General features: G+C 70.6%; 11 protein-coding genes and 1 riboswitch. Of the genes, 6 read left to right on the forward strand and 5 right to left on the reverse strand.

The genetic code is table 11. From position 1 onward, the window contains the following. Positions 1-114 precede the first annotated feature (114 nt). Together CLM62_RS33385 and CLM62_RS33390 are read left to right on the forward strand one after the other, a co-directional pair. Positions 115-1,407 carry an ATP-binding protein gene (locus CLM62_RS33385; RefSeq protein ID WP_095753644.1) on the forward strand — a complete coding sequence of 431 codons (1,293 nt, stop codon included), beginning with the start codon at positions 115-117 and terminating at the stop codon, positions 1,405-1,407. Further along, positions 1,404-2,129, forward strand: coding sequence for a response regulator transcription factor (locus CLM62_RS33390; RefSeq protein WP_095753635.1), 726 nt, complete (start codon positions 1,404-1,406; stop codon positions 2,127-2,129). The genes CLM62_RS33385 and CLM62_RS33390 overlap by 4 nt, the downstream gene beginning before the upstream one ends. Before the next feature lie 54 nt (positions 2,130-2,183). On the opposite strand, the gene CLM62_RS33395 is transcribed toward CLM62_RS33390, so the two are convergent. Next, on the reverse strand, positions 2,184-3,251 hold the full coding sequence (locus CLM62_RS33395; protein ID WP_095753636.1) for an NlpC/P60 family protein: 1,068 nt from the start codon (positions 3,249-3,251) through the stop codon (positions 2,184-2,186). A gap of 457 nt (positions 3,252-3,708) precedes the next feature. Between CLM62_RS33395 and CLM62_RS33400 the strand changes: the two genes are divergently transcribed. Continuing rightward, positions 3,709-4,062 carry a hypothetical protein gene (locus CLM62_RS33400; RefSeq protein WP_095753637.1) on the forward strand — a complete coding sequence of 118 codons (354 nt, stop codon included), beginning with the start codon at positions 3,709-3,711 and terminating at the stop codon, positions 4,060-4,062. Positions 4,063-4,084: 22 nt separating this feature from the next. On the opposite strand, the gene CLM62_RS33405 is transcribed toward CLM62_RS33400, so the two are convergent. Further along, the gene (locus CLM62_RS33405) at positions 4,085-5,245 is read right to left on the reverse strand and encodes an NlpC/P60 family protein (RefSeq protein WP_095753638.1); all 1,161 of its coding nucleotides are present in this window, start codon (positions 5,243-5,245) and stop codon (positions 4,085-4,087) included. A gap of 8 nt (positions 5,246-5,253) precedes the next feature. Next, a riboswitch (cyclic di-AMP (ydaO/yuaA leader) is annotated at positions 5,254-5,423 on the reverse strand. Positions 5,424-5,668: 245 nt separating this feature from the next. Here CLM62_RS33405 and CLM62_RS33410 point away from each other — a divergent pair. Beyond that, entirely contained in the window at positions 5,669-5,872 is a 204-nt protein-coding gene (locus CLM62_RS33410) for a hypothetical protein (protein WP_095753639.1), read from the forward strand. Positions 5,873-5,925: 53 nt separating this feature from the next. Then, positions 5,926-8,412: a DNA helicase PcrA gene (pcrA, locus tag CLM62_RS33415; protein WP_095753640.1), complete on the forward strand. Its 2,487-nt coding sequence runs from the start codon at positions 5,926-5,928 to the stop codon at positions 8,410-8,412. 59 nt (positions 8,413-8,471) lie between these two features. Here pcrA and CLM62_RS33420 read toward each other — a convergent pair whose 3' ends face one another. Together CLM62_RS33420 and CLM62_RS33425 are read right to left on the reverse strand one after the other, a co-directional pair. Beyond that, entirely contained in the window at positions 8,472-9,992 is a 1,521-nt protein-coding gene (locus CLM62_RS33420) for a M23 family metallopeptidase (RefSeq protein ID WP_095753641.1), read from the reverse strand. A 208-nt stretch (positions 9,993-10,200) separates the two neighbouring features. Continuing rightward, positions 10,201-11,079 (reverse strand): alpha/beta fold hydrolase, encoded by an 879-nt coding sequence (locus CLM62_RS33425; protein ID WP_095753642.1) that lies wholly within the window; start codon positions 11,077-11,079, stop codon positions 10,201-10,203. Between the two features lie 435 nt (positions 11,080-11,514). On the opposite strand from CLM62_RS33425, the gene CLM62_RS33430 reads away from it, so the two are divergent. After that, positions 11,515-11,931, forward strand: coding sequence for a cobalamin B12-binding domain-containing protein (locus CLM62_RS33430; protein WP_095753645.1), 417 nt, complete (start codon positions 11,515-11,517; stop codon positions 11,929-11,931). A gap of 149 nt (positions 11,932-12,080) precedes the next feature. Here CLM62_RS33430 and CLM62_RS33435 read toward each other — a convergent pair. Further along, a partial coding sequence (locus CLM62_RS33435; RefSeq protein ID WP_095753643.1) for a DUF5691 domain-containing protein occupies positions 12,081-13,507 on the reverse strand: 1,427 nt, incomplete at its 5' end.

Here is a 13,507-nt window from a genome sequence, read left to right on the forward strand (position 1 = left end):
CTGCCCTGAGCCGGCGCCGGGGAAGCGTTCGACGGGCCTGGGCGCCGAAGATCAGGGGAGTCTCCGGGGCCGACCCTGATGCCCGGGCCCTCCGGCCGTGTGAACATCGATGGCATGCCGGAAGCCGCAGCAGCGCCACTCGTCGAACCGCGGCCGCCGCGCAAGCTCTACCGCAGCAGTGACGGACGCTGGCTCGGTGGCGTGGCGCGGGGGCTCGCCGGACACCTCGGGCTGCCCGTGATCTGGGTGCGGCTCGTCTTCGTCGGCCTGTTCATGGCGGACGGCCTCGGCGCCCTGCTGTATGCCGCGTTCTGGTTCTTCGTGCCGCTCGGGGTCGGCGGGGTCGGCGGCCAGCGGCCCCCTTCCCTCGTCACCGCCGAGACCGCGCCGGACGGCCGCCGCAGACTCACTGCCCGCAGGCCGGACAAGGGCCAGATCGTGGCCCTGCTCCTCATGGTCGTCGTGGCCATGGTCTTCGTGGGCAATGTGAATCTCGGCAACGGCGCCAGGGCCTACCTCTGGCCGACCGTTCTCGTCGGCGCGGGCGTCGCCCTCGTCTGGCGCCAGGCGGACAACGCCCGGCGGGCCCGCTGGGCCGAGGTCGGCCGACGCCGCCGTACGCTCACGCTGCTGCGCGCAGGCGCAGGTGTACTCCTGGTCACCGCAGGTGTCTCCGGCATCTTCGTCCTGCAGGGCTCCGCCGCCCACCTCGGCTCGGTCCTCCAGGCGGCACTCGCGGTCCTCGTCGGCATAACGCTGCTGGCCGGCCCCTACCTGGTGCGTATGACCCAGGACCTCTCCGAGGAGCGCCTGATGCGCATCCGCGCCCAGGAGCGCGCGGAGGTCGCCGCCCACGTCCATGACTCGGTGCTGCACACCCTGACCCTGATCCAGCGCAGCGCGGAGAACGCGGCGGAGGTGCGCCGCCTCGCCCGCGCCCAGGAGCGCGATCTGCGCACCTGGCTCTACAAACCCGAGGGCACCGGCAAGGACGAGGCCGACGAGCCCACCACCCTCGCCGACGCGGTGCGGCGCAACGCCGCGGAGGTGGAGGACAAGCACGGTGTCCCCATAGAGGTGGTCGTGGTCGGCGACTGCCCGCTCGACGAGAGAATCGGCGCACAGATGCAGGCCGCACGCGAGGCGATGGTGAACGCCGCCAAGTACGGTGGCGAGGGCGGCGCCGTCCAGGTCTACGCCGAAGTCGAGGGCAAGACGGTCTTCGTGTCCGTCCGCGACCGCGGCCCCGGCTTCGACCTCGACTCGATACCCGCCGACCGCATGGGCGTTAGAGAATCGATCATCGGCCGCATGGAGCGCAACGGCGGCACGGCGCGGCTGCGCGCGGTGCCGGACGGCGGCACGGAGGTCGAGCTGGAGATGGAGAGGGCGGAGAAGACGTCATGAGCGACCCGACCGAGACGAACGCGGAGCCCACGGAGCCGACGCCTGGTGGCGGCACGGGCGAGCGGCACGTGCGCGTGGTGCTCGTCGACGACCACCGCATGTTCCGCACGGGCGTCCAGGCCGAGATCGGCCAGACCGAGCAGACCGGCGTCGAGGTCGTCGGCGAGGCCGCGGACGTCGACCAGGCGGTCACGGTCATCACCGCGACCCGCCCCGAGGTCGTCCTCCTCGACGTCCACCTCCCGGGCGGCGGAGGCGTCGAAGTCCTGCGCCGCTGCGCCCCGTTGATGGCCGACAGCGAGCAGCCCGTCCGTTTCCTCGCCCTGTCCGTCTCGGACGCGGCGGAGGACGTGATCGGCGTGATCCGCGGCGGCGCGAGGGGCTACGTCACGAAGACGATCACCGGCACGGATCTGATCAACTCCATCTTCCGCGTCCAGGAGGGCGACGCCGTCTTCTCCCCGCGCCTGGCCGGCTTCGTCCTCGACGCCTTCGCCTCCACCGACGCCCCACCGGTCGACGAGGACCTCGACCGCCTCACCCAGCGCGAGCGCGAGGTGCTGCGGCTCATCGCCCGCGGCTATGCGTACAAGGAGATCGCCAAGCAGCTCTTCATCTCGGTGAAGACGGTCGAGTCCCACGTCTCGGCGGTGCTGCGGAAGCTCCAGCTCTCCAACCGGCATGAGCTGACGCGGTGGGCGACGGCCCGGCGACTGGTGTGAGCCCGACGGGCGGCAGGTCCGGCCGGGAAGTCCCAGAAACGGGCGCAGGGCTCCTCAGGCCACCCGCGTAGCCCCCGAGAACGGCATCTCGTCGAGCGGCGCCGCCCGCACCGGCGCCGACGGCCTCGGGGCGTGGATCATCTGGCCGTTGCCGATGTAGATGCCGACGTGGCTGATGCCGGAGTAGAAGAAGACCAGATCGCCGGGGAGGAGTTCCGAGCGGGAGACGCGGCGGCCGGCGTCGATCTGGGCGTAGGTCGTGCGGGGCAGGGAGATGCCCGCGGAGCGGTACGCGGCCTGGGTCAGGCCCGAGCAGTCGAAGGCGTCCGGACCGGTCGCGCCCCAGACGTAGGGGCTGCCCAGCTTGGCGTACGCGTACGAGACGGCCGCCGCCGCACGGGAGCTGGGCGCCTGGGACGTGACGGATCCGGGGGCCGCGAGGCCGTCCCGTGTGGCCGTCGAGGACCGGGAGGCGCGGGCCGCGTCGCCGCCCGCCCCGAGCCGCGCGCGCTCCTCCGCCGAGAGCTGGGACATCAGCCGTCGTGCCGCACCCAGCTTGCCGTTGATCGTCTTCTTGTGCCGTTGCAGCTCCGCCTGACGCGATGTGAGCGAGGTCAGCTCGATGTGAGAGGCCCCGCGCAACTGCTCGATCTCCCGCAACTGCTCGCGGACCCGTGCGACGGACGAGGCCTGACGGCTGCCCGCCCGCTCGGCGAACTCGGCCCCGTCCAGGTACCGGTCGGGATCGGCGGAGAGCGCGAGCTGCAGCGCGGGGTCCAGGCCGCCGTCGCGGTACTCGGCGGCGGCCATCGAACCCAGCGCGTCCCGCGCCGAGTTGAGCTCCTGCGTCCTGCGGGCCGCCTCGTCCTGCAGCGAGTTCAGCCGCGTCCGGGCCGCCTCCGCCTTCTCCTTCGCGCCGTTGTACTTCTCGGTGGCGACCTCCGCCTCCTGGTACAGCTCGTCCACCTTCGCCTTGACCTGCGCCGGCGTCAGCCGCGGCTCGGCGTGTCCGGTCCCGTCGAAGCCCGTCGCGGTCGCCGCGCCCGCCAGGGCGATCGTCGCCGCTGTACGGGCCTTGGTGCCGCCGGCCGGGCGTTGTCGGGGCTTGCGGTGCGCTGCCACGTGGACTGCACGTCCTTTCGTACGACTCGTACGGCCGCCTCGTCCGTACGGCGCCGAGCGGAGCGGACGTACGGCCGCCCGAGGGCGGATGGCGCGTCCGGCGGCGGCCCGCACAGGGGAAGCGGACCGCCGCCGGACCTTCTCGGCGGTGGTGGCCGACTGCCGCCCCTGGCCCGGGCGGCGGTGGGGAGCCGGTCACCTGGTGGAGGACGCTAAACCTCGCCGTGTCGGCGCGGTAACGGGTTGTGCGGAAGTGCCGGGAGCGGACCGCCGGGGACCGTATGTGACCGTGATCCCGTGTCGCCGCCGTCGACTTCACGCAGCGCGATGACCGAAGTGCCGATTCAGGACACGCGCGAGTGAGGGGGTGCTATGGGCCGCATATATGCAAGATCCAGGTAAGGAGGGGTGGCCCGGTGTCAGGAGGCGCACAAGCCCCTCATTAGGCTCCGGCCTCATGGACGTACTCATCCATCTCTTCGTCGGCCTGCACATCATCGGCATCGCCTCGCTGCTCGGCGGCTTCCTCACCCAGATGAAGGCGATGGGCGAGGGAACGGCCCGGTTCAACCCGGCGATGCTGCACGGCGCCCTGACGATGCTGGTCACCGGCGCGATCCTGGTCGGCCTCAACCAGGCCGACGACCAGAGCGTCAACAACGTCAAGATCGGCGTGAAGCTGGCGCTGCTGATCGTGATCCTCGGCCTCGTCTATGTGAAGCGGGACGACGAGAAGGTGGACAAGGGTCTGTTCGGCCTGGTGGGCCTGCTGACGACGGCGAACATCTTCATCGCGGTGCTGTGGACGTGATGCCGGCCCCGACGCCGGTGTCTCAGGCCGGTCGCACCACGCTGTGGATGGCCGACTCGCCGTCGTAGTAGATCGACTCCTCGCGGACGTACGCGCCCGGCTTCGGGGCGTGGATCATCATGCCGTTGCCGATGTACATGCCGACGTGGCTGACATCGTCGTAGAAGAAGACCAGGTCACCGGGCTGGGCGGCGGCGAGGGAGACCGTGGTGCCGGCGTTGACCTGGTCGTAGGTGACGCGGGGGATGTCGACGCCGGCCGCCTTCCACGCGGCCTGGGTGAGGCCGGAGCAGTCGTAGGAGCCGGGGCCGGTGGCGCCCCAGACGTACGGCTTGCCGATCTGGGCGCGGGCGAAGGCGAGCGCCTTCTCGGCCTTGGTGGTGTAGGAGGCGTCGGTCGCGGGAGCGCTGGGAGTGGCGGCGTCCGCGGAGCTGTTCTGCTCCTGCTGGGCCGCGGCCTCCTGCCGGGCCCTTTCCTCCGCCGCCTGCTGCCGCGCCAGCTCCGCGGCCTTGCGTGCCGCCTCCTGCTGCCTCTCCTTCTCGATCGCCGCGAGCCGCGCCTTCTCCTCGGCGGTCAGCTTCGACAGGAGTGCGCGCGCATCGGCCAGCTTCTTCTGGACGGTCGCCTTGGCCGTCTTCAGGTCGCCCTGCGACTCGGTGAGCGTCTCGAGGCTCTGGGCGGCCTCCTGGCGCTTCTTCATCGTCGCGGACTGCTCGGTGATGTAGTCGTCGACCGCGCCCTTCTGCCGACTGGTCATGCGACTCATCAGCTGGGTCTGGTCGAAGTAGTCCTGCGGGGAGTCCGCGAGCAGGAAGGTCGAGGTGTCGGGGGCGGAGGCCCCGGTACGGTACTGGGCGGCGGCGAAGGAACCCAGCTCCTCCCGCGCCTCGTTGAGCTTCTGGGTGCGCTGCGCGACGTCGTCGAGGAGGGTGTCGACGCGCCCCCGCTGCTTCGCGGTCTTCTCCTTGGCCGCGTTGTACTTGTCGGTCGCCGACTCCGCCTGGCGGTACAGGTCGTCGACCTTCTTCTCGACCTCTTCGAGGCTCGGTTTGTCATCGGCCGGGGCGGCGTTGGCCGACTGGGACAGCAGGGCCACGGAGGTCAGGGCCGCCGTGGCGAGGGCGGGGGTCCGTATGCCTGCTACGCGCGTACCTGAAGGACGCGACTTGCGGTGCGACGCCAAGGGAGGCGACTCCTTCCATGTTCCGCCTACCGAGTTAGCTGTCGGGTTCGGGCGGGTGGTTAGGAAGGTTTGCCCTACGGCCCTGCCCCGGAGGGCATTCGGGCCGATTCACCCCAATTTTCGGTGGGTCCCCGGCTCCGGTCGCGCGGCGGCGTACCGGACTCGGCGGAGGCCGTGCGGCCCGGCGACGTTCGCCGGTGGGTGTCGTACGGCCTGCCCGGCACGGTAGCCAACGCGTGTGGCCCCTGTGAAGGTTGATGTTCGATATGCCCGATACATTTTCGTGACCTAGGGTCAGGGCGTCGCGCATCGTGGCCGATCCGGAGTGATCTGCGGTGACCTGTGCGCATTTTCGCCGGAGTGATGCCATCCGCCCGGTTCGGGGGGCTAGGTCCCAGCCGGCCCTGCAAGATCCTCGGCCAGATGACCAAGGTCTCGCACGGCACACGTACGAGCGTGAAGGTGCCGTGCCCGGCGGGTGTGGCCGTCGACCCGTACGACGGCAAGGTCTACGTCTCGGCCTGGTCGATCGCGGAACGTGACCGTACGGTCATGGAGGGCGAGAAGCGCCGGGCGGGCGGCTCTGGAAGATCCTCGGCTTCTGAATCCGGCCAGGGAAACCGGTGATGTTCTCAGGGCGGCGGCGGACTGTCAGTGAGGCGCCCTAGACTCGGAGAGCGATGAGCAGCCTCTTTGACGACAGCTTCCTGGCGGACCTCCAGGCCCCCCGTGGCCACGAGGAAGAGACCCCGCCGCCGCCCGAGGACGATCACGTACCGGAGCCGGTTCCGGACGATCTGTTCGGCGGGAAGTTCGACGTGCCGCCGGACCGGGACGCGTACTACAGGGACGGCGCCCCCCGCCCGGCGGTGGACGCGGCCGCGCTCCTGGAGGGGCTGAACGAGAACCAGCGTGCCGCCGTCGTGCATCACGGCACTCCGCTGCTCATCGTGGCCGGCGCCGGCTCCGGCAAGACCCGTGTGCTCACGCACCGCATCGCCCATCTGCTCGGCGAGCGGAACGTCCACCCGGGCCAGATCCTCGCGATCACCTTCACCAACAAGGCCGCCGGTGAGATGAAGGAGCGCGTCGAGCACCTCGTCGGCCCGCGTGCGAACGCGATGTGGGTGATGACCTTCCACAGCGCGTGCGTGCGGATCCTGCGGCGGGAGAGCAAGAAGCTGGGCTTCACGTCCTCCTTCTCGATCTACGACGCCGCCGACAGCAAGCGTCTGATGGCCCTGGTCTGCCGCGACCTGGACCTCGACCCCAAGCGCTTCCCGCCGAAGTCCTTCAGCGCCAAGATCAGCAACCTCAAGAACGAGCTGATCGACGAGGAGGACTTCGCAGCCCAGGCCACCGACGGCTTCGAGAAGACCCTCGCCCAGGCCTACGCCCTGTACCAGTCGCGGCTGCGTGAGGCGAACGCCCTCGACTTCGACGACCTGATCATGACGACGGTCAACCTGCTGCGCGCCTTCCCGGACGTCGCCGAGCACTACCGCCGCCGCTTCCGGCACGTCCTCGTCGACGAGTACCAGGACACCAACCACGCCCAGTACGCCCTGGTCAGGGAAATCGTCGGCACGTCCGAGCACCCGGTGGACGTCCCGCCCAGCGAGTACGACGTGCCGCCCGCCGAACTCTGCGTCGTCGGCGACGCCGACCAGTCGATCTACGCCTTCCGCGGTGCGACCATCCGCAACATCCTCCAGTTCGAGGAGGACTACCCGGACGCGACGACGATCCTGCTGGAGCAGAACTACCGCTCCACCCAGACGATCCTGTCCGCCGCCAACGCGGTCATCGAGCGCAACGAGTCCCGCCGCCCCAAGAACCTGTGGACCAACGCGGGCGCGGGCGCGCGCATCACCGGCTACGTCGCCGACACCGAGCACGACGAGGCACAGTTCGTCGCCGACGAGATAGACCGCCTCACGGACGCGGGCGAGGCGAAGGCCGGTGACGTCGCCGTCTTCTACCGTACGAACGCCCAGTCCCGTGTCTTCGAAGAAGTCTTCATCCGCGTCGGCCTGCCCTACAAGGTCGTGGGCGGCGTCCGCTTCTACGAGCGCAAGGAGGTCCGGGACGTCCTGGCCTACCTGCGCGTGCTGGCCAACCCGGAGGACTCGGTCCCGCTGCGGCGGATCCTCAACGTCCCCAAGCGGGGCATCGGCGACCGCGCCGAGGCGATGATCGACGCCCTGTCCCAACGGGAGAAGATCAGCTTCCCGCAGGCGCTCAAGCGCGTCGACGAGGCGTACGGCATGGCCGCGCGGTCGACCAACGCCGTCAAGCGGTTCAACACGCTGATGGAGGACCTCCGTACGATCGTCGAGTCCGGCGCGGGGCCGGCCACCGTCCTGGAGGCGGTGCTCGAACGGACCGGCTACCTCGCCGAGCTGCAGGCCTCCACCGACCCGCAGGACGAGACCCGGATCGAGAACCTCCAGGAACTCGCGGCCGTGGCCCTGGAGTTCGAGCAGGAGACGGCCGAGGGCGAGGCGTCCGGCTCGCTCGCCGACTTCCTGGAGCGGGTCGCGCTGGTCGCCGACTCCGACCAGATCCCCGACGAGGACGAGGACGGCTCGGGCGTCATCACGCTGATGACCCTGCACACCGCCAAGGGCCTGGAGTTCCCGGTTGTCTTCCTGACCGGGATGGAGGACGGCGTCTTCCCGCACATGCGCGCCCTCGGCCAGACCAAGGAGCTGGAGGAGGAGCGGCGCCTGGCGTACGTCGGCATCACGCGCGCGCGGGAACGGCTGTATCTGACGCGGTCGTCGATGCGGAGCGCGTGGGGGCAGCCGTCGTACAACCCGCCGTCGCGTTTCCTGGAGGAGATTCCGCCGCAGCACGTGGACTGGAAGCGGACGGGGGCGACCGCGCCCGTCTCCTCCGGCCCGGCGTCCGGGGTGGTGGCCTCGCTGTCCTCCTCCCGTTCGCGCTCGTCGGCGTCGGGCGCGTCGGGCTTCGCCACGCGCCGGGCTTCGGAGAAGCCGGTGGTCTCGCTGGCGGTCGGGGACCGGGTGACGCACGACCAGTTCGGGCTGGGCACCGTGACAGCGGTGAAGGGCACGGGGTCGAACGCGGAGGCGACGATCGACTTCGGGGACGAGAAGCCGAAGAGGCTGCTGTTGCGGTACGCGCCGGTGGAGAAGCTGTAGCTCTCCGCAGTGAGCTCCCGCTGAACGGCGGGAGCTCACAAGGGGTTGCTCACGGTTGCTTACGTCGGGTCGACGCCGTGGCTGCGCAGCCAGGGAAGCGGGTCGATGGCCGAGCCGCCGGCCAGGTGTACCTCGAGGTGCAGGTGGGGGCCGGTCGAATTGCCCGAGTTGCCGGAGTACGCGATCGGGTCGCCGGCCTTCACGGTCGTACCGGAGGAGACCCGGTAGCTGGAGAGGTGGCAGTACCACGTCTCCGTGCCGTCCTTCGCCGTCACGATCATCATGTTGCCGTACGCGCTGTTCCACTCGGTACGGACGGTGCCGTCGGTCACGGCCATCACCGTCGTGCCGTAGGAGACCGGGAAGTCGATGCCGGTGTGCACGGACATCCAGTTGATGCCGGACTGGCCGTAGTAGGCGCTGAGTCCGTGCTGTGCGACCGGCAGCGCGTACTTGGGGCGCAGCCGCTCCTTGCGGGCCGCCTCCGCCGCCGCCCTCTTCTTCTCGGCGAGCTGCTGGGCCTTGAGGTCGATGCGCTCCTGCGTACGGCTGACCCGGTCGCTGAAGGCGTCCGCCTCGGCGGAGAGGCTCTCCAGCTGGGAGTCCAGCTTGTTGTTCGCGGCGGACGGCTGCACGGGCGCCGCGGCCGCCGCGGTCGTCGTCGCTTCCTTGCCGTTGTCGGTCAGGGTGCCGACGGAGGCGGCGGCGATCCCCGCGACGCCCATCACACACGCCGAGGGCACGGCCACCGTGAGCAGCGCGGAGCGCTTGGGGGGAGGACGGCGGCGGGAACGCGCCGCGCCACGAGTGGCCGCGCGGGATGCCGGTGCCGGGACCGGAACGACCTCTTCCTGGTCGTCGAGGAGGGGGGCGTCGGCTGCGGCGGGCATGTCGCCGGGGGTGGCCGACTCGCCGTCGTGCGGGGCGGTTTCGCCGAACGTTTCTTCGTAGGTGACCTGCTCGAAGGTGGCCGTCGCCTGCTGGTCGAAGGACGCGGACTCGGCCTGCGGCTCGTACTCCTCGGTGGACGACGTGGCATGGCCGCCGTCGGAGTTCCACTGCGTGGCGTCGTACGCGCCGGTGTCGAAGGCCTGCGTGCCCCATTCCCACTGCTGCGTCGCGTCGGCCGGGCCGCCGGACTGGTCGGACTGGTCGGGCTGGAGCCAGGCGTTCGCATCCCACTGGCCGCTCGCGTCAGGGCCCGTGGCCTGCGACGGGATCACGGCGAGCGGCTGGTGGCCGGCGGCCCAGGCGGTGGCGTCGTACACGCCGGTGTCGTAGGCGGCGTGGTGCTGGGCCGCGTACATGTCGTAGTTCGGGTTCTGGTGGCCGCCCGTGGACCACGTCGTGGCGTCGTACGAGCCGGTGCTCTCGCCCGGGAGGCTGCCGAAGAGGGGGTCGGCCTCGAAGGTCGCGGTGGCGTTGCCACCCGTGTCAAAACCGGTGGCGTCGTAGTTGCCGTACGTGGTGAAGTCGCCGTACTGGGCTTCCTGGGTGCCGTACGACGCGTAGTGCGACGAGTCGGCGTCGGAAGCCGGAGCCGGGGAGGTCATGGTCCCCGACGGGTGACGGTCGTTCACCAACTTCTCTTTCGCCTCGACAACAGGGGCTGCCAGAGCAGTGCGGCGACTGTACCCGGCAGTACGCGGGCACGACAATCTTCGTCGGGTTTCCCGCGCGCAGGAAACGGGCAATCAGCCGTGTTTCGGGGGACGGCGGGCGCGGGTTTGGCTCTGTGTTCGAAGAGTGTTCGATGGCGAATGGGTGTCTGTCGGCTGGTCGGGGTCGCTACGCCACCGTCAGTCCGCCGGCATGCGCGGCGGTTTCCGCTTCCGTGTGTGCCGTGTCGAGGACCTGTCGTATCCCGGTCGCGACGGCCGGGTGCACGGGCAGGGCGAGATGTCCGATTCCGCTCACTCGCACGTTCTGCGCCATCAGGTCGGGGTGGTCGATGCAGGCGGTCTCCAGCGGGTCCATCAGGTGGTCCAAATCGCTCCAGAAGCTGACGAAATGCGTACGGCAGCCCGGTGCGGGCCGGGCGAGCTCCTCGAGCAGCGCCGAACCGGGGCGCATCTGGCGCACTATCGGGTGCGCGTTCGCCAACGGCACCACGCGGGTGCCGGAGTGCGGGGTGCCGAGCGTCACGAGCGTCCGGACGCGAATGTCACCGCCGAGGCGCTGGACGTAGTACCGCGCGATCAGTCCGCCCAGGCTGTGTCCGACGATGTCGACCCGTTTGCTGCCTGTACGTTCACAGATGTCCTCTATGTGCCTGCCGAGCAGCTCCGCCGCGGTGCGGATGTCGCAGGTCAGCGGCGAGTAGTTGAGCGACTCGATCTGCTGCCTGCCGTGCTGGGCGAGGCTGCGGCGCAGCAGGACGAAGACCGAGCGGTTGTCGATGAAGCCGTGCATCAGGACGACCGGGGGCTTGGCCTGCGTGGGCAGTTGTGCGGCGCCGTCCCTCGGAGCGGGGATCGGCACCGAAGCCCGGCGCTCCTGTGTGATGCCGGAGGGGTAGAGGAGGAGGTGTCCCGCCAGGATCGCGATCTCCAGGGCGGTCGCCTTCAGGAGGGCCAGGGAGAGTCCCGCCAACTTGTCCGGGAGCTTGCCCGGGAGAAGCCGCTGGCAGAACGGAAGAAAGGGCAGCGCCGCCCCGGTGACCTTCATGGTCGCCCTCCTGTCGGCACGTAGGAGGGCGAATCTGCCCCCCGGGTGCCCTCGTGGGAGGCCGCGACCGAGGTCGTCGGCGGGGCGAGAGTGGAGCGCGGTGCTGGTGTTGCGCCGATGACGAGACGAAGTCCCCTGTCGATGTGGCGACGAGGTTCCCCGCTGTCGTGCCCTACCTGTGCTGCGTGCCCTGCGTGCCGTCGCAGATGCGTCGCACCGCCGCGGCGCGTGGCATGCGGCGCGGCGGTGCGACGACCTCGGTGCGGCTCCCGAACGTGTCCCATCGTGTGATTTGCCCCTCGGTATCGACCACGAAACTGCCGGTTGCGGGATGCTAAGCGATAACGTTCGTTCACTTTCCCGGCGGGTGGGTTACTTGTCGGTATCGGCGGATGTATCGGTAAGGATGGATGTAGTCGCTTCATGGAGGCAGTGATGGGTGTGGCAGCCGGTCCGATCCGCGTGGTGGTGGCCAAGCCGGGGCTCGACGGCCACGATCGCGGGGCCAAGGTGATCGCGCGGGCGCTGCGCGACGCCGGTATGGAGGTCATTTACACCGGCCTTCACCAGACTCCCGAGCAGATCGTCGACACCGCGATCCAGGAGGACGCCGACGCGATCGGGCTGTCCATCCTCTCGGGGGCGCACAACACGCTGTTCGCGGCCGTGATCGATCTGCTCAAGGAGCGGGACGCGGAGGACATTTTGGTCTTCGGTGGCGGAATCATCCCAGAAGCGGACATCGCTCCGTTGAAGGAGAAGGGCGTCGCGGAGATCTTCACGCCGGGGGCGACGACGCAGTCGATCGTGGACTGGGTGCGGGCGAATGTGCGGCAGCCTGCTGGGGCTTAGGCCGTTGTGCACTGCGGGTCGACTGGGGTGACCGTGCCCTGGGGGCTCCGCCCCCAGACCCCCGTTCGGCCTGAACGGCCTCGTGCTCAAACTCCCCCAGCCCCAGACGGGCTGAGAAATGCAGGCCGGCCCATCAGCGCAGGGACGCCCTACGCCCCCAACTCCTCGGCCATCGCCGCTCGCAACCTCAGCGTCGTGACAAGCCGCTGAAACGCCTCCGCCCAGTACCCCCCGGCCCCGGGACTCGCGTCCTCCGACTCGTCCGGCACCGCCAGCAACCCGTCGAGCCGACCCGCCTCGGAGGGCTCGAGGCAGCGCTCGGCCAGCCCCATCACGCCACTGAAACTCCATGGGTAACTCCCTGCATCCCGTGCGATGTTGAGCGCGTCCACCACGGCCCGCCCGAGCAGCGCGGCCCACGGCACCGCGCACACCCCGAGCAGCTGGAAGGCCTCGGACAGCCCGTGCGCCGCGATGAACCCGGCCACCCACTCGGCCCGTTCGGCGGCGTCCAGCGTGGCCAGCAGCTTGGCCCGCTCGGCCAGGGACACCGCGCCGGGGCCGCCGGCCTCGGGTGCCCCGGGCGCCCCGAGGAGGGCTCGCGCCCACTCGGCGTCCCGCTGCCGCACCGCCGCCCGGCACCACGCCGCGTGCAGTTCGCCCTGCCAGTCGTCCGCCACCGGCAGCGCCACGATCTCCCGCGGTGTACGGCCCCCGAGCCGGGCCGGCCAGGTGGGCAGCGGTGCCGCCTCCACCAACTGGCCGAACCACCACGACCGCTCCCCCCGTCCGGCCGGCGGCTTGGGTACGACACCGTCGCGCTCCATGCTCGGGTCGCACTCGTGCGGCGCCTCGACCGTGAGGGTGGGTAGGTCCTTCGTGTGGCTCGTATGGTCGACGGCCACGCACGCGCCCGCCCTGACCGCCATCCGCGCGGCGAGCGCCGAACCGGGCAGCGCCGACAGCAGCTCCGCCGCCGTCGCCCGGACGTTGCGGCTGCGGTCGGTCAGCGACTGCTCCAGGAACGGCTCGTCCTCCGGGCTCAGGCCGGTCCGCAGTGAGTCGAGGAACATCAGCCGGTCCTCGGCCCGTTCCGTCGTCCACGTCGTGGCGAGCAGCTCGCGCGCGGTGGCGGGCTCTCGGGCGCGCAGCGCGGAGAGGAGGGCGACGCGCTCGGCGAACAGCCCTTCCTGCCAGAGCTGTTGGATCTTGTCGGTGTCCTCGGGCCGGGGGAGCGATGTGCCGCCGCCCGGTGTCGCGCGCAGGGCGAACCGCCAGTCCGGGTTCAGCCGGGCGAGCCACACGGCACGCGGTCCCGCGAAGGTCAGCGCCGCCGGCCGCAGGTCCGTGCGTCCCCGGGCCGCGTCCAGGAGGGCGGGCAGCATCTCTGGGGGTGCGGCGAAACCACGGGCGTTCGCCGTCGCGAGCCACTGCGGCAGCAGCTCCATGAGGTCCGGTGCCGTACCTCTGCGGCCACCGCCGCCCGTGCCGGGGCGGTCGGACAGCAGCATCGACAGCCTGCGGGCCGCCGCGACGGGCAGCGGAGGGCGCGGGTCCTCGGCGGCCGGTTCGGGAC

It is taken from the genome of Streptomyces sp. SA15 (genome assembly GCF_002291145.1).
In the GTDB taxonomy this organism is placed as follows: Bacteria; Actinomycetota; Actinomycetes; order Streptomycetales; family Streptomycetaceae; genus Streptomyces.